Raw genomic sequence first — 19380 nt, 5'->3', positions numbered from 1 at the left:
GTTGAAAAGGAATTATCACTTAGAAAACAGACTAGGAAAGGAACCATTCATTTTCGAAGGGTTCCTGTTACATTTTATTAAATCCTTATCTTACGGCCTTCCTTCGCAGATGATCTGATAGCATCTAATACCTTTTGGGTTTCATGGCCATTTTGAAAATCAGCTAGATATGGATGCTTATTTCCTGTATTAATTGTTTCATAAAGGGCATCTAGGGCGCGATGGAATCCGTTGTAATAGCGTGCAGGTACCGCAGGCATATCTGCTGGGGCTGATAAATCAGGAAGCAGTTGGACTTTTTCAAGCGGATTGTCTCCAGCTGAAACAAAAACCTGATTATCATCTAACATCACAAGTGTTCCATCAGTACCAAATACCTCCAGTCGCCAGGTATTGGCAGTCTGGCGCGTAGCTGATACAAGTTCCATTGTGACGGTGGCCCCGTTTTCAAGTCTGCCTATCACTTGGTAAGCATCATCGGCAGTACGGTGTTCGACTGTCCCATCATCTGCGATTTGAGTCGGAACATGAATAGGCAGGTTGGCAAACACTTCAGAGAACGCACTGTTAAACCACCAGTGAAGGGAATCGGTCATATGCGAGCCTAGGGCGCCGAGCATCCCTCCGCCTGTCTCTTCCTTACCGAGCCAGCCGCGCGGGTTTTTCATAAGTGAGAGATAGTTTTGGAACGTACAAAGGTAACGTACATGCAAAACGGTCCCGAGACTTCCGCCAGCCACAATCTCCTTCACTTTTTGTCGGGCCGGAAGGAAGCGGAATTCATGGTTAATCAGACCAAGTTTCCCGGCTTGGTCGCAGGCGGTAATCATTACTTCAGTTTCTTTTGCAGTTAACGCCATCGGTTTTTCGCAGACGACATCTATTCCCTTCTCGTAAGCAGCAAGGACCATGTCTTTATGTAAATGAACAGCAGAGGCCACCACAACAAGGTCAAGGGATTCTTGCTCTAGCATTTGCTTCCAGTCGGTATAGACGTTGTCTACTCCGCTGACTGTTTTAACATTTTCTACATCGCCTCTCGAGACACTTGCAATGGCAACAACTTCAAAGCCTTCGTGAAACTTCAGCATCGGCGCGTGCACCTTTGCACCAAAGCCTGTACCGATTATGCCAACTCTAATTTTCTTCATATCTACCACCTCCATCCTTATTGGATAATTTTAGTTTAAAACGAACCCTGGAAAAAGGCGAATTTCAATTCCGAATACTCATAAGAATTAGTACAAAGGATTAAATACAGAAGTTTGGGAACTTTTTTTGTCTCATAACGTACATATTCAGAGTAGAAACTATTTTTGGAGGATTTAATGGAAACTTGGGTTATGGATTTAATTGAACAGTATGGCTATTTTGGCGTGTTTTTTTTGATAGCCATTGAAAATATCTTCCCGCCGATTCCCTCTGAGGTGATCCTTACTTTTGGCGGCTACATGACATCAAAAACGCATCTTACAGTTACTGGTGTGATTATTTCTTCAACCATAGGATCGGTGTTTGGCGCAGTTCTACTATATCTGCTGGGGAATTTGTTAGACAGTAACAAGTTTGAAAAAATTATCAACCGCCATGGCCGCTGGCTGAGGTTAAAAAAAGAGGATTTATATCGCGCCAACGTCTGGTTTAATAAGTACGGTATGTGGACGGTATTCTTGTGCCGGTTTATTCCGCTTATCCGCAGTTTGATTTCGATTCCGGCAGGCATGGCCAAAATGAACTTTTCCATGTTTTTATTGTTCACGACGCTTGGAACAATCATTTGGAATACCATTCTGATTCAATTAGGAGCTAGTGTCGGTGAAAACTGGGATGCTATAACGGGAAAAGTGGATAATGTCTCAAACATCATCTATGGAATCCTTGGTAGTGTACTAGTATTCATCATTTTAAGAAATTTCAAGAAACATAGTAAATGGAAGAAAGTGTGAAATCCTAATATTCTCTATTTTTAAAAATGGAAGTATAATAGAGATGGGAAGTTACTCCATTTGTTTCGGCCGTGATTTAGGACCTGCTGTTTATGAAGAAAGGTCCTTTTTGGCTGTTTATTGTATGTATTAAAGGAGTCGAGTACAATGAATCTATTTTACGAATTGCATAAGGACATTCCACGGGAGGGTCCTGGTAATAACGAATCTACAAGAAAAGCCTATCAATTGATACAAAAATATTTCTCGAATCCTTCCATTCTAGATATTGGCTGCGGGCCGGGGATGCAAACGCTGGAGTTGGCAGCGTTAACTGACGGCACGATTTTGGCAACCGATACCAACGAGGGATTTTTGGATGTGTTGCGGGTTGAAGCAGAAGGACTTGGTTTCTCCGGGAAAATTACCGTCGAAAAGGCCAATATGAAATCTCTGCCTTATGAAGCGGAGCAATTTGATGTAATTTGGTCCGAGGGAGCCATTTTTATCATCGGATTTGAAACCGGGTTGCGGGAGTGGCGCAAGTACCTTAAAGATGAAGGAATATTGGTAGTTTCAGAGTTGTCTTGGTTAAAGGAGAATGCCCCTGCACAACCAGTAGATTTTTGGAAGAGTGCTTATCCTGAAGCCGATACGATAGATGGTAATATACAAAAGGCGAAAAAACTTGGCTATGACATCATCGATACATTTGTGCTGCCCGAAGCAGGCTGGTGGGAGCATTACTATAACCCGCTTGAGAAACGAATTACGATTTTTCGAGAAAAATATAAAAGGAATCCAGAAGCGTTAAACATTTTGCAAGAATTTCAAACAGAAATCGACTTGTATCGAAATTATTCTGATTACTATGGCTACGTGTTCTATTTATTACGGAAGAAGGGTAGATAGATGCATTATCAAGAAAATGACTTGGTTTTACGGCCAATAACAGACCAAGACTTGCCGGTTCTTTGGGAATGGGTGTACAAAGAAGACTCCCCGGAATGGAAGAAGTGGGATGCGCCTTATTATGAACATAAGGCGATATCCTTCGATCAGTTCTTGGCTGAAAAGGATAAATGGGTGAACCGGGAAGACCGCTGGGCGATTGTGGTAAATGATGAGGTGGTTGGAACCGTTGGCTATTATTGGGAGCACAAACCGTCCAATTGGCTGGAAATGGGAATTGTGATTTATGATCCCCGTTATTGGAGCGGCGGGTATGGGACGAAAACAATCAGGTTGTGGATCAATCACTTGTTAAATACTATGCCGCTGGTTCGGATCGGTTTTACAACATGGTCTGGTAATCATCGCATGGTTAAGGTTGGCGAAAAACTTGGGATGACGATGGAAGCACGGCTGCGAAAATGCCGATATTATAACGGGGAGTACTATGATTCTATTAGGATGGGACTGTTGAGGGAGGAATGGGAAGCCAACTTGGTGTTTAGAGCCTAATTTTTATTTTTAATCGATGAATACGAGATGATCTTTAATGGTCATCTCTTTTATTTTTAGCGAGGGAGGAGCGTTGCCGACAGTTTAGGCTGAAAAGCTAGCAAAAGTGTAAGCAACAGGGACTATTGCCAACAGGTTATGCTTAAAATTTAGTCAAAGTGGTCTTCAATAAATGCTATTGACTCAATAGACAGCTCGATGAATTCTATATATGACATTCACCGAGAATTTCTCTTTCACAGCAGGAAATTTCTGCCTTTTATCGAATGTTAATAATTGTGTTCATTATTGATAGAAAGAAGGCGAAAAGATGTCACTTGATCCACAAACGAAATTTGTCTTAGACCAATTGGCTGCTGCCGGTGCTCCGCCATTGGAGTCATTAACACCGGAAATCGCAAGGCAGGCCTTTGTCATGCCGCATGGCGAACCAGAAGCAGTGGGAAGAGTAGAGGATCGGACAATTCCTGGTCCGGCAACAGATATTCCGGTACGAGTGTATTATCCTAAGGAACTTAAGCCTGAAAATCCGGCACTTGTATTCTATCATGGCGGCGGTTGGGTAGTGGGCAATATTGACACACATGATGATATTTGCCGGGCTTTAACTAACTACGCTAACTGTGTGACCATATCAGTTGACTATCGTTTAGCCCCTGAACATAAATTCCCGGCTGCAGTTGAGGACTCCTATGCCGCAGTACAATATGTGTATGACCATGCGGAAGACTTCCAAGTGGACCGTACCCGTATCGCCGTTGGGGGTGACAGTGCCGGAGGAAACCTTGCCGCGGTTGTGACCAACTTAGCCAAAGAAAAAAATTCTCCGGCTATTAGTTTCCAGCTTTTGATTTATCCAAGTACCAACGCTGGCGGTGAACCCACTGTTTCCATGGTAGAGAATGCCCAAGGCTACTTCTTAGAAAAAGGCACTATGGAATGGTTCCGTGATTGCTACCTTAATAGTGAAGAAGATAAACAGAACCCGATGGTGTCACCAATGCTTTATGAAGACTTCCAAGGACTGCCGCCGGCACTTGTGATCACTGCGGAATATGATCCATTACGGGATGAAGGTGAAGCTTACGCCAAGAAACTGGCAGAAGCAGGTGTGCCTGTGGAAACGATCCGCTTCGATGGCACCATTCACGGTTTTGTCTCTATGTCAGCTGTTATCAGCCAAGGTAAAGTTGCTTTGAAAAAATCCGGTGAAGCATTAAAGAAGATCTTTCGTAAATAAGTGGGTGCAGATTGCTAGGAAAGACCTTGAATACAATAGGATAACTGACTTTCTAATTAGAGAATAATGATATCAAAAGGGGGGCGGTAAAATGAGAGTATTGATTGTAGGAGCAAACGGAACATTAGGCGGACATATTGTTGAAGAATTAAAACATGATTTTGAAATTATCCAGGCTAGCAGGAGAAATTCGGATGTCCAGGTGGATATTTCCTCGCCTGAAAGCATTAAAAATATGTTTAAGTACGTTGGGAAAATAGATGCATTGGTCAATGCAGCCGGGTCTACTCATTTTGGTCCCGTTTCAGAGATGACACCCGAATTAAATGAACTCTCCTTACGAAATAAGCTTGCCGGTCAGATTAATTTGGTACTGCTTGGGCTAGAATATATAAATAATAATGGGAGTATTACGCTAACAACAGGTGTATTGATGGATGACCCTGTACGGAGCGGGGCATCAGCTGCAATGGCTAACGGGGCAATCAAAGCGTTTGTAAAAGCGGCGGCCCTTGATATGCCAAGAGGAATTCGGATTAATAATGTCAGCCCGACGATTTTAGCGGAGTCTAAAGAGAAATATGGAGCTCTGTTTAGCGGATTTGAGACAGTCCCAGGAAAGCGCGCGGCTGTTGCCTATCGAAAAAGCATCCAAGGGGCCCAAACCGGCCAAACATATGAAATATACTAATATACCAAGTGTTTGGAATAGCTATTCCAGGCACTTTTTTATTTTTAATCCAGTCATCGCTGCCTCTTTGTCAAAATCATACGGAATGTATTGCAAAAATAGCATTTATTTTTGTATAAATCGACCATAGTGATAACTGGTAAAAACCGATAAATTAGATTTATGGAAATTGAATTTTCTGAATCTATTTAAATTTATCTAGAAAGTGGGTGAAATTGTGCGTTTTCCATCAAATCGAATCGGTCAAATTCCGCCCTATCTATTTGCCGAAATCAATAAGAAGAAGGAAGAAATGATAAAATCCGGAGTGGATATTATCGATTTAGGGATTGGTGATCCTGATTTACCTACTCCAAAACATATTGTAGAAAAGTTAATTGAAGAGGCACAGGACCCTAAAAACTTGAAATATCCCAGCTTTGTCGGCTGTCGGGAATTCAAGCAGGCGGTTGCTGATTTTTATTTCCGACAATTTGGGGTTAGGCTTGATCCGGATACTGAAATATTGGCATTAATTGGTTCAAAAGAAGGAATTGCCCATTTAGTTCCTACACTTATTGATCCCGGTGATTACGTGTTAATTCCTGATCCTAGCTATCCGGTTTACCAAATGGCGACACTGCTGGCTAATGGGCGTTATCACCATATGCCGCTATTAAAAGAAAACGGTTTCAAACCTGACTTTGAGGCGATTCCTCCAGATATACTTGAGCGTTCAAAGTTAATGTTCTTAAATTATCCAGGAAATCCGACTGCTGCTACGGTCGACCTTCCATTTTTTGAAGAGGCCGTGGCTTTCGCGAAAAAACATAACATCCCGATTGCTCATGATTCCGCTTATAACATGGTTACATTTAATTCATATAATGCGCCAAGTATCCTGCAAGTGACAGGAGCAAAGGAAATTGCTGTTGAATTCGGCTCACTTTCCAAAACCTATTGCATGACAGGTTTCCGGATTGGCTACGTGGTTGGAAATAAGGAAATCATAAAAGCACTTTCGATACTCAAAAGCAACACAGATACTGGACAATTTACACCAACTCAAAAAGCAGCAGCCCACGCATTAAATGGCGATCAAAGCTGTGTGGCAGAATATAACCAAATCTATCAGGAACGAATGACTGTCATGCTGGATGGCCTTAAATCAATTGGAGTAGAGGTGGAACCACCGAAAGGAAGCTTTTTCATTTGGGCTCCAGTGCCAAAGGGTTATACATCATCAGAATTTGTAACAGGCGTGCTCGAGCAAACCGGGGTTATTATCACTCCCGGAACTGCCTTTGGGCCATCGGGAGAAGGATATTTCCGAATTTCACTTTCCGTACCGAATGAGAGATTGTATGAAGCAGTGGACAGAATCAAGCAAAAACTAAAAATGGCCATCGGTAAATAAATTACAAAATTTGGAGGGTTATCTATGAAAAAAATCTTAAACTACATTAATGGTGAATGGTCCGAATCTTCTTCAGGTAAATTTGTTCCGGTTTTGAATCCAGCAAACGGTCAAGTATTGGCAGAGGTTACGCAATCAACAAAAGACGATGTTGACAGAGCGGTTCAAGCGGCCAAAACTGCACAAAAGTCCTGGCGATTGGTTCCGGCTCCTGAACGTGCTGAAATTCTATATAAAGTTGCTTATCTATTAAAAGAAAGAAAAGAACATCTTGCCCAGATCCTTACTAGTGAAATGGGGAAGGTCATCGCCGAAGGAAGAGGAGAAGTACAGGAGGCCATCGATATGGCGTTTTATATGGCAGGTGAAGGCCGACGCCAGTTTGGCGACACCGTACCTTCCGAGCTTCGCAATAAATTTGCGATGAGTGTACGGGTGCCAGTCGGGGTTGCCGGTTTAATCACCCCATGGAATTTCCCGATTGCGATTGCCTCCTGGAAGTCTCTTCCTGCACTGGTAACCGGTAATGCGGTTGTATGGAAACCAGCCACTGAAACTCCAATGGTGGCAGCTGAATTTGTAAAAATCTATGAAGAGGCAGGACTTCCTAAAGGTTTAATTAATCTGGTTAATGGTTCGGGAAGCGAAGTAGGGAATGCTATGGTTGACCATCCGGGTATAGATCTTATTTCCTTTACAGGTTCAAACGAGGTAGGAAAGGTGATCAATGGCCGTGCCGGCGAATTATTAAAGAGAACATCCCTTGAAATGGGTGGCAAAAATGCCATCACTGTATTGGAAGATGCTGATCTTGATTTGGCTGTAGAAGGAATCTTATGGGGCGCATTTGGCACAAGCGGGCAAAGATGTACAGCGACTAGCCGCGTCCTTGTTCACGAGTCTGTGAAACAGGAGCTTGAAAATAAACTGCTTGCCCGCATAGGTGAATTGAAAATGGGTGATGGATTGGATGAGTCGGTTAAGGTTGGCCCGGTAATTAATCGTTCCTCACTTGAACGGATCGATGAATATGTAAAAATTGGCCAGGAAGAAGGTGCCAAGCTGCTTGCCGGAGGAAAAATCGCCACGGAAAACGGCTTAGACAGCGGAAACTTCTATTTACCTACCATTTTTACGGACGTTACATCAGGCATGAGAATTGCCCAAGAAGAAATTTTTGGCCCGGTTGTTTCGATTATTTCAATTAATAGTTTAGAAGAAGCGATTGAGGTTAATAACAGCGTTGAATTTGGGCTTTCCAGTGCGATTTATACATCCAATGTCAACCGTGCCTTCCAGGCAATGAGAGATCTGGATACAGGACTTATCTATATCAATGCCGGCACATCTGGCGCGGAAATCCATCTTCCATTCGGCGGAACAAAAGGAACCGGCAATGGCCACCGTGATTCCGGCGTCGCTTCGCTTGATGTCTATACTGAATGGAAATCAATCTATGTGGACTACAGCGGAAAACTGCAAAGAGCCCAGATCGACAACTATTAATGAATTGGTTTTCCGAAAATGGTAAATAAATAAGGAGCAATTAAGTAAAGGGGTCAAAACAGGCTCCTTTTTCTTTGGATATAAATTTAAGTCCTCCCTGAAAGCTAATAGAGTCATTGAGATCGACTGGCTTAAAGGGGGATTGTATAAAGAATGATTCCGGCGGGTGATTGTCGTTTGAAAAACATAAAAGTGTGGATATATTTGCTGCTGGCTAACCTTTTTTGGGCCGGCAATTACATTTTTGGTGACCATCTGATTATGGAAATGTCGCCGCTAAGGATTACGTTTTCGAGGTGGTTTTTAGCATTGATAATTCTTTTTCCACTTGGATATTTTATCGAGAAACCTGACTGGAAAAAGGTCAAAAAGGAATGGCTGTTGCTTTTGATTATGGGGATTTTGGGGATTATCGGTTATAACTATTTTCTATTAACAGCATTGAAATTTACTACCGTGACAAATGCGGCATTGGTCAGTGCGATTAACCCGGGCATCATTGTTTTGTTTTCTATTCTTTTTTTTCGTGAAAGACAATCAAAACTTCAAATGGCGGGTCTTGCTGTTTCTCTCTTAGGGGTGATGGTGATTATTACCCAAGGCAAGTGGAGGGCGTTACTTCAGTTAAATTTTAATTCAGGCGATTTAATTATGATATTGGTGGTCATTCTCTGGTCGTTTTATTCGATTATTGGGAAAAAACTGACCACTCCTCCCATAACGGCCACAGCCATCTCAACTCTATTTGCTATCGTGATCTTAACCCCGTTTATTTTTTTGGAAGGAATTGCGATTTCTGAGGTAAGTTATTTCTCGACAACCGGAATCATTTATATGGCCATCTTTCCGTGTGTCCTGTCATTTATTTTTTGGAATCTATCAGTAAAAGCAATTGGAGTAAGTAAGACTGGAGTCTCGCTAAACCTAATTCCTGTTTTTACAGCGATAGTAGCTTTGCTGTTGGGAGAAAGGATAACGTTGGAACAAATTTTGGGTGGTATATTAGTATTTATTGGTGTGTGTTTAACCTCGGGAATAATGAATTCTACTGGTAAAAAAGCAGAGTTACCTTTTGAGCAACAGGGTAAAAAAGTATTGTGAAACATATTTTTCCTTTTCAGAATAGATTCTTTATCATAAAAGCAGATGGTTCTTCAAGGACAAGACCCCAAACCTCCAAAAATTGTCCAACCCAATAATCATATGGGAAATTAAAAACAGCAGACCAAATGGACCTGCTGTTTTTCCTTTTTTATTGGTTCAATGTTTTTTCTGCGCATCTTTAATAGCTGCAATATGGTGCCCACGAATAAATTGCTCGATCTCTTGAGAGGGTTCCTTACTAGTCAAAAGTTGAATAATTGTTTCATGCTCACTAATGGCCTCGATTGCACGAGTGGGGAAATACATTGGTTTTAAACGTCTGATCGTATCAAGCTTTTCCCATGTTTGTTCTATTAATTGGTTCAATGACTTATTAGGGCAACCTATTATCGAATAAAGATGGAATTCTTTATTTAAATGTATATATCCATTGAAATCAAATTGCTGTAACGCTTCTTTTATGCGGAAATTAATGTCCTGCAGCTTCTTAATTTGTTCACTCGTAATATTCGATCTGCTTAATGTGACGGCATAACCCTCCAGTACAGCTAGTGTTGAAAGCACTTCGTAATATTCATTTTCATCAATAAATGATACAACCGCCCCAGTATAGGCTTTATTAGTTACAAGTCCTTCTGCTTCCAAACGGCGAATAGCCTCCCGTATTGGAATTGGACTTAATGATAGCTCCTTTCCTAAAGTATCAATAACTAGGCGTTGACCTTGTACATAAAATCCCTCTAATATCCGTGTGCGAATAATCTGATAGGCTTTTTCCTGTTTACTATCCTTTTTCATATATAAATCATATATGATTTGATATATTTTTTCAACTGAAAATTACTGAATTTCACTTTGGATGTCTCTAAATTATAAAGAATTGCAAAAATACACCAAATATTTGTCATAAAAAGGGAATTTTTGATTTTTAAAAAATAAAAATTCTGAATTTTTTCAATTGAAATCATATATGATTTGGTATATGATAATAAGCATAGTAGAGAGATTAAAAACATATGTGGATTAAGAAGGGAGAGAATACAATGGACAAATTAACAGTAGTGGGTTCGGGGGTTATGGGCAGAGGCATTGCTTATGTTGGAGCCCTTGGGGGATTTCAAGTTTGTCTGACTGATGTCAGTCAAGAAAATTTGGATAAAGCAAAACTTTATATGGAAACAGAAATGACCAAGAGTGCAGAGAGGGGATTTATAACAAGCGAACAGGCAGTAAGTGCTTTGCAAAGAATTCAATATACTACAAGCCTGGAGCTTGCAGCGGGTGATGCGGATGTGGTCATTGAAGCAGTATTTGAGCTGATGGAGCTTAAAGTCGAGGTGTTCCAAAAGCTGGACAAAATTTGTCTTGAACACACTATTCTTGCAACGAACACCTCAACAATGAGCCCGACAGAAGTTGCCGCGCAAACGTCAAGACCGGAAAAATGCATCGCAATGCATTTCTTTAACCCGGTACATAAGATGAAGCTGATTGAGATCATCAAAGGTCTGGAAACATCCGATGAAACAGTGGCGAAGGCGAAAGAAATTGGACGGAAGTTAGGCAAAGAAACAGTAGAAGTAAACGAATTCCCCGGGTTTGTCACCAGCCGAATGAACTGCTTAATCGGGAACGAGGCTATGAACCTGTTAATGGAAGGTGTCGCCTCTGCTGAAGATATTGATAAGGCGATGAAATTGGGGTTGAACCATCCGATGGGACCGTTGGAGCTGGCCGATCTCGTTGGTCTAGACACACGCCTGCGCAATATGGAATACCTTTACAAAACATTAGGTGAAAAATACCGGCCTTGTCCGCTGCTCATTAAATATGTGAAAGCAGGCCGATTGGGTCGCAAATCCGGCCAAGGATTTTACAATTATGAGAAATGACCAATCCCATCTGATTGGAGGTAGATGAAATGAACAAAACGATACATTGTGAGAAACTGAAATCTGCTGAAGATGCTATTAAATTGATTCAAACTGGAGACCGGGTCTTGGTTGGCGGCTTTGGACTTTGCGGCACTCCCTTTACCTTGATTGACACGATTGAGGAGTCTGACCATGCCAGAGACCTAACCATAATCAGCAATAACTTGGGAGAGGCTGGAAAAGGGCTTGGAAAACTATTAATCTCAAAACATATCAAAAAAGCGATTGGCTCTTATTTTACCTCCAACCGCGATGCGGTAAAAGCTTGGAAAAGCGGCGAGCTGGAAATCGAGTTAATTCCTCAGGGAACGCTGGCTGAGGCGATTCGGGCAGGAGGTGCCGGAATTGCCGGCTTTTACACGAAAACAGCTGTAGGAACAAAGCTTGGCGAAGGGAAGGAAGAACGGGTTTTCGACGGGGAACGGTACTTGTTTGTTAGGGGAATAAGAGCAAATGTTGCCTTAATCAAGGCATTCAAAGCGGATACAATGGGGAACTTAATTTATTCAAAAACAGCCCGCAACTTTAATCCGATGATGGCGACGGCCGCTGATTTGGTCATTGCTGAAGTGGATGAAATTGTTGATGTAGGAACGTTTGAAGCGGAACAAATTGTCACACCTCATAATTATGTTGACATCATCGTATTAAATGACCGCTATGAAAAAATAGGGGGTGAGTATGTTGAACGCAACTGAAAAAAAACAGGCTGCTGACCGAATCCGCATCGCCAAAAGAATTGCATTGGAGCTTCAAGATGGGTCCGTGGCTAACCTGGGCGTAGGCATTCCAACCCTAATCCAAAACTATTTGAAGCCAAATAGCCGGGTATATTTGCAGTCAGAAAACGGACTGCTGGGGATGGGCCATACCCCGCCGAAGGAAGAAATCGACATGGATTTAATCAGTGCCAGTAAACATCCAATCACACTCGGGACCGGTTCTTCGATTTTTTCCAGTTCTGATTCGTTTGTCATGATACGCGGCGGTCACGTCGATGTTGCGGTAATGGGGGCACTCCAGGTCAGTGAAACAGGTGAGATTGCGAATTGGGCAGTTCCAGGCCAGGATATTCTTGGTGTCGGCGGAGCTATGGATTTGGTGGCCAGTGCCAAAAGAATCATTATTGCCATCAGCCATGTGGCCAAGGATCGCTCTCCTAAAATTGTTAAAAAGCTGACTTACCCAACAAGCGGCATACGTACAGCGGAGATGATAGTGACAGAAAAAGCCCTATTCCGTATCGAGAATGACCACCTAAGGTTAGATGAAATTGCGGAAGATTCTAGTCTCGAAGAAGTAAGAGAATTGACAGGCGCAGAGTTTATTATTTCAGAAAATTTGAAAATCATGGCTGTGGATTAGAAACTGGGAGTTGGGAATGGATGGATTTTAACAATATTCTTGTAAAAGCAGAAAATGAAATCGGCTTCATTATCATTAACCGTCCAGAACTGCGAAATGCCTTAAATATTGAGACTTTACTCGAAATAGAAGCGGCGCTTGAGCAGTTAAGAATAAATAATGAGATTCGCGTGGTTATTTTTACCGGAGCAGGTGAAAAATCCTTTGCAGCGGGAGCGGACATCAGCCAGTTAAATAAACGGACAATGATTGAGGCACTTCAGCCGAATATGACCGCTACTTATAAAAAAATAGAAGACTATGAAAAACCAACGATTGCCGCCATTAACGGATTCGCCTTAGGCGGGGGGCTTGAGCTGGCACTAGCCTGTGATATCCGAATCGCAGCACTGAATGCCAAAGTCGGCCTTCCGGAAGTCGGCTTGGGGATTATGCCTGGTGCCGGCGGTACGCAAAGACTGACAAGAATCGTAGGCAAAGGTAAGGCAATGGATCTGATTTTGACCGGGGACATCATTACAGCTGAAGAGGCGGAACGCATTGGAATTGTCAGCAGGGCAGTCCCCCATGACGAACTATTGGAAACCGCAAAAACATACGCACGGAAAATTAGCTCAAAAGGCCCGCTGGCATTAAGGCTGGCCAAAGCTGCGGTTAACCGCGGCGCCGATATTGAAATGGAAACAGCACTCTATTTAGAAAAGCTGGCCCAGACGATTCTAATCGGTTCTGAGGATAAATTAGAAGGAACACAGGCATTTCTTGAAAAACGACCGCCGCAATTCCAAGGAAAATAGATTAAAAGTTCAGGAGGAAAGCAAAATGGATTTTAGACTATCAGAGGATATCGACTTATTAAAAAGGGCCGTACATGACTTTGTCCAAGAAGAAGTAGAAAAAGTGGCGATGGAAATTGAAGAAAACGATGAAATCCCTACTCATATTATCGAGGCTTCCAAGGAAATGGGCCTGTTCGGATTAAGCATCCCGGAGGAATACGGCGGGTTAGGGCTTGATATGGTCGGAAAATGCGCGATTTATGAAGAACTTGGTAAAACCCATAATGGGTATACCACATTAATTGGGGCACACACTGGAATTGGCTCGGTAGGAATTGTTGAGCTTGGCACGGAAGAGCAAAAGAAAAAATATCTTCCCAAGATGGCAACCGGGGAATGGATTGGCGCTTTTGCCCTTACAGAACCAAGCGCCGGTTCTAATGCGGCTAATTTAAAAACAAGAGCCGAGAAAAAAGGTGACAAATATATTTTAAATGGTTCCAAGCATTATATTACCAATGCCGTTTGCGGACACGTATTTACCGTTATGGCCGTTACCGACCCAAGCAAAGGTGCCAAAGGAATTACCTCTTTTATTGTTGAAAAGGATTTTCCCGGTTTTAAACTGGGAAGTGTTGAAAGAAAAATGGGTCTTCGCGGGTCCCACTCAGCTGAATTATTTTTTGAAGATTTGGAGGTTCCGGCCGAAAATGTACTCGGTGAGGAAGGGCAGGGATATGTAAACGCCCTTAAAATCTTGGCTAATGGCCGTGCCGGTCTTGCCGCGCGAAATCTAGGGTCCTGTGAAAAGCTGCTGGAAATGAGCACAGATTATGCTATGCAGCGAATACAATTTGATAAGCCAATCTTTGATCAGCAAGCCGTTCAGCATATGCTGGCAGATATGGCCGTTGAAATTGAGCTGTTGCGCTCGATGACATATCGTGTTGCCTGGATGACCGATCAGGGCATGAGAGTGGTCAAAGAAGCCGCGATTGCGAAGTTATACGGATCGGAAGTTTACAACAGGGTTGCCGATTTGGCTGTACAAATTCATGGTGGAATAGGTTATATGAGGGATTACCCGATTGAACGATTCTACCGTGATGCCAGAATCACAAAAATTTATGAAGGCACAAGCCAAATTCAGAAGAACATTATCGCCAGCGAAATAAAACGGGAATTTTTAAAATAATGGGGGGAGGTATTTGAAATGAGGAATGTTGTGATTGTTGATGGTGTGCGGACAGCGATTGGCAGAATGGGCGGCACGCTAAAAGATGTGGAAGTTGATTTCTTATCGGAAAAAGTGATGCGCGAAGCATTAAAAAGAAGTAACGTGGATGGAAAAGATATCGATGAGGTTGTTTGGGGTCATGCAAAACAAAGCTCTGATGTTCCCAACTTGGCGCGGTTGGCGGCACTTAGGGCAGAGTTGCCAATTGAAGTACCTGGTTACACGGTTCACAGGCAATGCGGCTCTGGTATTCAGGCGATTAATAATGCCGCCCAACAAATAATCTCTGGGTTATCGGATGTTGTCTTGGCCGGCGGTGCCGAGAGCATGAGTACAGCCCCATATTATTTACGTAAGGCACGATATGGTTATGGTGCAGGGAACGCCGAAATTGTTGATCCGAATACCGAAAGCCAGCCAAGAGCGCAGCCTATTGAAGTGTATGGAAATTTGACTATGGGGTTAACCGCCGAAAACCTTGCTGAAAAATATAACATAAGCCGTGAAGAACAAGATGAATTTGCCTTTGAAAGCCAGCAAAAAGCTGCAGATGCGATTGCTGCGGGCAAATTCAAGGATGAAATTGTACCGTATGAAGTGAAAGTGAAACGGGAAAGAATCCTTTTTGATACGGATGAGCATCCACGTTTAACCAGTCTTGAAAAACTTGCTTCGTTAAAGGCTGTTTTCAAGCAGGGTGGAACGGTAACTGCCGGTAATGCCAGCGGACGGAATGACGGTGCTGCTGCTCTTGTCATCATGGCTGAAGAAGAGGCACTAAAACGGGAACTTAAACCACGGCTAAGGATTGTTTCCCAAGCCTCGGTTGGAGTCGCCCCAGAAATTATGGGAATTGGCCCCGTACCGGCAACACTTAAAGCTTTAAGACAAGCGGGACTGACATTGGAAGATATTGATTTGATTGAGTTGAATGAAGCATTTGCTGCTCAAGCCCTTGCCTGTGTTAAAGAGCTCAATATTGATAGAAAAAAATTGAATGTTAACGGTGGAGCTATTGCACTAGGTCATCCAATCGGGGGTACGGGAGCTATTTTAACTGTAAAAATCATGAATGAATTGGAACGGCGCGGCGCCAGATATGGGTTAATCACAGCATGTATCGGCGGAGGACAGGGAATCGCCACGATTGTTGAAAACCTGCGTGTATAGCCATGGTGGAGGGAAAAGGTATGAGTAAACCGCGAGTCTTACAAATTCTTTCGATGTATCATCCAGCAGGAGAAAAGGTCCTAAGGGAAGGGGCCGAGGTAATCCGGACAGATGAGTACGATATACCGCATTTATGTGAAGCGGTAAAGGGTATGGAAGGGATTGTTCTTAGGGCACCGGCGAAGATAACCAAGGAGGTCATTGATGCAAATCCAGGCTTAAAAGTAATCTCCGGTGCCGGGGTTGGCCTTGATAATATTGATGTTGCTTATGCCACAGAAAAAGGTATTCCAGTTCTTCACGCTCCAGCGGTGAACAAGGTTTCAACAGCTGAGCATGCTGTAACCCTGATTATGGCACTGGCAAAATCATTAATTCCTTTTCACGATAATATGAAAAAAGGGAATTATAATTCTCGGATATCGATACCAGCCTTTGAGTTAAAAGGCAAAAAAGTGGGATTAATCGGGTTTGGAAATATTGCTCAGGAAGTGGCTAAACGGTTGAAACTTGGCTTGGAAATGGATGTGACTGCCTGGGTTCGGGAGTATAAGCCGGAGAAACATCAAATCGCTCATGAAATCGGTGTAAATATTAGTACGGATATGGAAGCAGTGTTTAAGGAAGCAGATTTCATTTCGCTGCATATTCCATTAACTGAACAGACCAGATACTCCATTGACAGGAAGCTTTTCTCACTCATGAAGCCATCCGCCTATTTAATCAATACGGCGCGGGGGGCGATCGTCAATCAAGATGATTTATATCAGGTGCTAAAGCAAGGGAAGATTGCAGGCGCAGGGCTCGATGTATTCGAGCCGGAGCCGCCGGCTAACGACCTTCCACTTTTATCATTGCCTAACGTGATTGTGACACCACATGTGGGCGGTACCACGATGGAGTGTAAATATATTATGTCAACAAAGGTTGCGGAAAATGTCATTAAGGTCCTGAATGGGAAAAAACCTGCCTATATCGGGAATCCCGAAGTATTAAAAACGACAATTGTGGAATAGGAGCAAAAATGATGGAACACTACTCTATAGCCTTGCTTCCTGGTGACGGAATCGGCGCTGACGTCGTCCGGGAAGGGAGGAAAGTACTTGAAACGGTCAGCCAATTACATGGTGGTTTCAACTATAGTTTTACAGAATTTGACTGGAGCTGTGAGTACTACGCAAAACATGGCAAAATGATGCCTAATAATGGGCTGGAAATCTTGAAAGACTTTGACTCCATTTTCCTGGGAGCAGTCGGTTATCCTGGTGTCCCCGACCATGTATCCCTCTGGGGCCTGCTATTGCCAATCAGACGGCAATTTGAACAATATATCAATTTGCGTCCTGTTAAGCTGTTAAAGGGAATTAAATCCCCGCTCGCTGAGAAAACAGAGGAGGACCTCAATTTTATCGTAATTCGCGAAAATAATGAAGGCGAGTACTCTAATATCGGCGGCCGAATGTATGAAGGAACCGATATGGATATGGCCATTCAGAATAGCGTTTTTACCCGAAAAGGTGTTGAAAGGGTATTGCGGTATGCCTTTGAATTGGCCCGGAAACAGGGGAAGAAAAAGAAGGTAACTGCAGCCACCAAATCCAATGGAATTAATCATACTATGCCATTTTGGGATGAGTATGTCGAGAAAATCAGCAGTGAATATCCTGAGATCCGTCATGAGACAGTTCATATTGATGCCCTTGCTGCCTTTTTTGTTAGCAAGCCGGAGACGATGGATGTTGTAGTGGCATCCAACCTTTTTGGCGACATTTTAACCGACCTTGGGGCCGCCATTGTTGGCGGGCTTGGTATTGCACCGTCTGCAAATATTAATCCTGAAAAGAAGTATCCGTCCATGTTCGAACCAGTTCACGGCTCGGCACCGGATATTGCCGGAAAAGGGATAGCCAACCCGCTTGCATCGATCTGGTGTACCAGTATGATGCTTGACCACTTGGGGCAGCCGGAAGCAGCAAAGGCCATCATCGATACGATGGAGGATGTCCTGAAGGAAAAAGAGGTTCTTACACCTGATTTGGGCGGCCAGGCAACCACTGAACAGGTTGGGAATTATGTTTGTGAAAAACTAAAATCCCGTTTGGGTTAATAAGTATGGGAAAGCGGCTTTTTTGCCGCTTTTTTTGTTACAAGGTTAAGGGAATAAGGTTTCCTCTGTGTCGTTAATGACTGGTGAAATTGGGATGTCATTCTCAAAACCGGAATTTTTAATTGAAAAATATAAAAGGAGACAGTGCTCGAAATTTGTGATATCTAAGGTGGTAAGCTCGCTGATTTTTTCTAGACGATAAACTAATGAATTACGATGCAGAAATAGAATACGGGCAGTTTCGCTTATGTTCATATTACAACGGCAGTAGGTCATAAATGTACTGGCCAATGTGGAAAAGTTTACGTGATGAAAAAACTTAGCCATTTTTTCTGTCAACCACTCCCTGATATAGGGAGTAAACTCATTCCCGATCATCTCTAGAATGATATTCCAATCATTATAATGATAGATTTCAGGAGAGATAGTTGTTTTTTTACCGGCTATTAACGCTTTATGAGAATCCTCGTAGGACTCTTTAATTCCTTTTATTCCTTGCTTGGCACCGCCTAAAGAAATTCTGACAGTGAATTGATGTTTTGTTTTTATATATTGAATCATCCTGTTTAGATTGTGCTCCAGCCTTTTCAAATAAAGGTCTTGGGCTTCTAAATGATCTAATGTTTTGATTAAAATAAATTGATCAAGGGTTAGTAAGGAGAGTAAGTCCTCTTTATTGTCGATTAAATAGTATCGTAAAATATCCATAACGTTATTCTGTGAAATTTGCCAAGAAAATCTATTGGAAATCGGACTTGGAGCATCTGAACATTGATCCGAAAGCATATCAATCTCAATTAGAAGGCAGACACGGTTTACATCTAAATCTAGATTGAAGCCGAGCATTTTCCCGTATCGAATGATTTGTTTCGGGTTATCCAGGTCATCAGCATTTAGAAGATAATGGATCAAATTATCAAGTGTTTTTGATTCAAGCAGCCTCATCTCCTTCTTCATGTACTCATGGCACATCAATTCTACATGACTCTTTACGAGCTGTGCATACTTTTTTACCTCTGCTGGATTGCCGACAATTCCTAATACACCGACCGGCTCATTATTAATGATAATTGGTGCTGCGACGCCAGGCAGAACATTCTCTACATCTTTTACGTCATCATATTCATAACAGATTGTTTCTTTTCTAGTTAATACTTCAATAGAAGCTTTGTGGAATGTGCCCAATCGCTTAACGTCATTTGAACCGATAATGTACCCCTTATCATCAGTAATGCTTATTGGATACCCAATAATAGTAGTCGTATTTTCAACAATAGCTTGGGAGATATCCTCTAAAAAGTCCAAATATTCCACCTCTTTCGATAAAAAATGCCATAAATAATACATTCTCCGTCATGTGGCAATTTCCTTGTTAAAATTGACAATTAAAATTATTCAAAATATTCATTTTACCGTAAAAAATGCACATAGATTACCATTAATAAAATTAGTACATTATTAA

The 19380-nt window shown here is 42.3% G+C and carries 19 protein-coding genes; 16 read left to right on the top strand and 3 right to left on the bottom strand.

Annotated features, from left to right (window positions below):
* Window positions 1–77: 77 nt before the first annotated feature.
* Window positions 78–1151 (bottom strand): Gfo/Idh/MocA family protein, encoded by a 1074-nt coding sequence (locus ACZ43M_RS17300; protein ID WP_464503779.1) that lies wholly within the window; start codon window positions 1149–1151, stop codon window positions 78–80.
* A gap of 177 nt (window positions 1152–1328) precedes the next feature.
* Here ACZ43M_RS17300 and ACZ43M_RS17295 point away from each other — a divergent pair, with 177 nt between their 5' ends.
* The 8 genes from ACZ43M_RS17295 to ACZ43M_RS17260 all read left to right on the top strand — a co-directional run bounded on the left by ACZ43M_RS17295 (window position 1329) and on the right by ACZ43M_RS17260 (window position 9323).
* A complete protein-coding gene (locus tag ACZ43M_RS17295) occupies window positions 1329–1946 on the top strand; it encodes a DedA family protein (protein WP_464503778.1) in 618 nt (205 codons plus the stop codon).
* 147 nt (window positions 1947–2093) lie between these two features.
* Complete coding sequence (locus tag ACZ43M_RS17290; RefSeq protein ID WP_464503777.1) at window positions 2094–2837, top strand: class I SAM-dependent methyltransferase; 744 nt, start codon at window positions 2094–2096, stop codon at window positions 2835–2837.
* Window positions 2838–3389 carry a GNAT family N-acetyltransferase gene (locus tag ACZ43M_RS17285; protein ID WP_464503776.1) on the top strand — a complete coding sequence of 184 codons (552 nt, stop codon included), beginning with the start codon at window positions 2838–2840 and terminating at the stop codon, window positions 3387–3389. It begins immediately after the preceding gene.
* Window positions 3390–3699: 310 nt separating this feature from the next.
* On the top strand, window positions 3700–4629 hold the full coding sequence (locus tag ACZ43M_RS17280) for an alpha/beta hydrolase (protein ID WP_464503775.1): 930 nt from the start codon (window positions 3700–3702) through the stop codon (window positions 4627–4629).
* A 91-nt stretch (window positions 4630–4720) separates the two neighbouring features.
* A complete protein-coding gene (locus ACZ43M_RS17275; protein ID WP_464503774.1) occupies window positions 4721–5320 on the top strand; it encodes a short chain dehydrogenase in 600 nt (199 codons plus the stop codon).
* 217 nt (window positions 5321–5537) lie between these two features.
* Complete coding sequence (locus ACZ43M_RS17270) at window positions 5538–6716, top strand: LL-diaminopimelate aminotransferase (RefSeq protein WP_464503773.1); 1179 nt, start codon at window positions 5538–5540, stop codon at window positions 6714–6716.
* 24 nt (window positions 6717–6740) lie between these two features.
* Window positions 6741–8222, top strand: a complete 1482-nt coding sequence (locus ACZ43M_RS17265) for an aldehyde dehydrogenase family protein (protein ID WP_464503772.1) — start codon at window positions 6741–6743, stop codon at window positions 8220–8222.
* 177 nt (window positions 8223–8399) lie between these two features.
* Window positions 8400–9323, top strand: a complete 924-nt coding sequence (locus ACZ43M_RS17260) for a DMT family transporter (RefSeq protein ID WP_464503771.1) — start codon at window positions 8400–8402, stop codon at window positions 9321–9323.
* A 159-nt stretch (window positions 9324–9482) separates the two neighbouring features.
* On the opposite strand, the gene ACZ43M_RS17255 is transcribed toward ACZ43M_RS17260, so the two are convergent.
* Window positions 9483–10124: a GntR family transcriptional regulator gene (locus ACZ43M_RS17255; RefSeq protein ID WP_464503770.1), complete on the bottom strand. Its 642-nt coding sequence runs from the start codon at window positions 10122–10124 to the stop codon at window positions 9483–9485.
* A 245-nt stretch (window positions 10125–10369) separates the two neighbouring features.
* Between ACZ43M_RS17255 and ACZ43M_RS17250 the strand changes: the two genes are divergently transcribed.
* The 8 genes from ACZ43M_RS17250 to ACZ43M_RS17215 are packed head-to-tail and all read left to right on the top strand — an operon-like array spanning window position 10370 to window position 17918.
* Window positions 10370–11218 carry a 3-hydroxyacyl-CoA dehydrogenase gene (locus ACZ43M_RS17250; RefSeq protein WP_464503769.1) on the top strand — a complete coding sequence of 283 codons (849 nt, stop codon included), beginning with the start codon at window positions 10370–10372 and terminating at the stop codon, window positions 11216–11218.
* A 29-nt stretch (window positions 11219–11247) separates the two neighbouring features.
* A complete protein-coding gene (locus ACZ43M_RS17245; protein WP_464503768.1) occupies window positions 11248–11958 on the top strand; it encodes a CoA transferase subunit A in 711 nt (236 codons plus the stop codon).
* On the top strand, window positions 11942–12625 hold the full coding sequence (locus tag ACZ43M_RS17240) for a 3-oxoacid CoA-transferase subunit B (protein ID WP_464503767.1): 684 nt from the start codon (window positions 11942–11944) through the stop codon (window positions 12623–12625). The genes ACZ43M_RS17245 and ACZ43M_RS17240 overlap by 17 nt, the downstream gene beginning before the upstream one ends.
* 20 nt (window positions 12626–12645) lie before the next feature.
* Window positions 12646–13422 carry an enoyl-CoA hydratase/isomerase family protein gene (locus ACZ43M_RS17235; protein ID WP_464503766.1) on the top strand — a complete coding sequence of 259 codons (777 nt, stop codon included), beginning with the start codon at window positions 12646–12648 and terminating at the stop codon, window positions 13420–13422.
* 25 nt (window positions 13423–13447) lie between these two features.
* The gene (locus ACZ43M_RS17230; RefSeq protein ID WP_464503765.1) at window positions 13448–14599 is read left to right on the top strand and encodes an acyl-CoA dehydrogenase family protein; all 1152 of its coding nucleotides are present in this window, start codon (window positions 13448–13450) and stop codon (window positions 14597–14599) included.
* Window positions 14600–14617: 18 nt separating this feature from the next.
* Entirely contained in the window at window positions 14618–15811 is a 1194-nt protein-coding gene (locus ACZ43M_RS17225; protein WP_464503764.1) for a thiolase family protein, read from the top strand.
* Window positions 15812–15831: 20 nt separating this feature from the next.
* A complete protein-coding gene (locus tag ACZ43M_RS17220; RefSeq protein ID WP_464503763.1) occupies window positions 15832–16827 on the top strand; it encodes a hydroxyacid dehydrogenase in 996 nt (331 codons plus the stop codon).
* Between the two features lie 11 nt (window positions 16828–16838).
* On the top strand, window positions 16839–17918 hold the full coding sequence (locus tag ACZ43M_RS17215; RefSeq protein WP_464508048.1) for a tartrate dehydrogenase: 1080 nt from the start codon (window positions 16839–16841) through the stop codon (window positions 17916–17918).
* A gap of 45 nt (window positions 17919–17963) precedes the next feature.
* Here ACZ43M_RS17215 and ACZ43M_RS17210 read toward each other — a convergent pair whose 3' ends face one another.
* Window positions 17964–19223: a CdaR family transcriptional regulator gene (locus ACZ43M_RS17210; RefSeq protein ID WP_464503762.1), complete on the bottom strand. Its 1260-nt coding sequence runs from the start codon at window positions 19221–19223 to the stop codon at window positions 17964–17966.
* Between the last annotated feature and the right edge of the window lie 157 nt (window positions 19224–19380).

The organism is Neobacillus sp. B24, assembly GCF_055381825.1.
Note: the sequence above shows the minus strand (reverse complement) of the source record. Positions and strands in the feature narration are given on the sequence as shown.

What these genes read in the sequence shown, in the direction of transcription:
- ACZ43M_RS17300 (WP_464503779.1), bottom strand. Translation starts at nt 1,151, where the DNA reads ATGAAGAAAATTAGAGTTGGCATAATCGGTACAGGCTTTGGTGCAAAG.
- ACZ43M_RS17295 (WP_464503778.1), top strand. Translation starts at nt 1,329, where the DNA reads ATGGAAACTTGGGTTATGGATTTAATTGAACAGTATGGCTATTTTGGC.
- ACZ43M_RS17290 (WP_464503777.1), top strand. Translation starts at nt 2,094, where the DNA reads ATGAATCTATTTTACGAATTGCATAAGGACATTCCACGGGAGGGTCCT.
- ACZ43M_RS17285 (WP_464503776.1), top strand. Translation starts at nt 2,838, where the DNA reads ATGCATTATCAAGAAAATGACTTGGTTTTACGGCCAATAACAGACCAA.
- ACZ43M_RS17280 (WP_464503775.1), top strand. Translation starts at nt 3,700, where the DNA reads ATGTCACTTGATCCACAAACGAAATTTGTCTTAGACCAATTGGCTGCT.
- ACZ43M_RS17275 (WP_464503774.1), top strand. Translation starts at nt 4,721, where the DNA reads ATGAGAGTATTGATTGTAGGAGCAAACGGAACATTAGGCGGACATATT.
- ACZ43M_RS17265 (WP_464503772.1), top strand. Translation starts at nt 6,741, where the DNA reads ATGAAAAAAATCTTAAACTACATTAATGGTGAATGGTCCGAATCTTCT.
- ACZ43M_RS17255 (WP_464503770.1), bottom strand. Translation starts at nt 10,124, where the DNA reads ATGAAAAAGGATAGTAAACAGGAAAAAGCCTATCAGATTATTCGCACA.
- ACZ43M_RS17250 (WP_464503769.1), top strand. Translation starts at nt 10,370, where the DNA reads ATGGACAAATTAACAGTAGTGGGTTCGGGGGTTATGGGCAGAGGCATT.
- ACZ43M_RS17245 (WP_464503768.1), top strand. Translation starts at nt 11,248, where the DNA reads ATGAACAAAACGATACATTGTGAGAAACTGAAATCTGCTGAAGATGCT.
- ACZ43M_RS17240 (WP_464503767.1), top strand. Translation starts at nt 11,942, where the DNA reads ATGTTGAACGCAACTGAAAAAAAACAGGCTGCTGACCGAATCCGCATC.
- ACZ43M_RS17235 (WP_464503766.1), top strand. Translation starts at nt 12,646, where the DNA reads ATGGATTTTAACAATATTCTTGTAAAAGCAGAAAATGAAATCGGCTTC.
- ACZ43M_RS17230 (WP_464503765.1), top strand. Translation starts at nt 13,448, where the DNA reads ATGGATTTTAGACTATCAGAGGATATCGACTTATTAAAAAGGGCCGTA.
- ACZ43M_RS17225 (WP_464503764.1), top strand. Translation starts at nt 14,618, where the DNA reads ATGAGGAATGTTGTGATTGTTGATGGTGTGCGGACAGCGATTGGCAGA.
- ACZ43M_RS17220 (WP_464503763.1), top strand. Translation starts at nt 15,832, where the DNA reads ATGAGTAAACCGCGAGTCTTACAAATTCTTTCGATGTATCATCCAGCA.
- ACZ43M_RS17215 (WP_464508048.1), top strand. Translation starts at nt 16,839, where the DNA reads ATGGAACACTACTCTATAGCCTTGCTTCCTGGTGACGGAATCGGCGCT.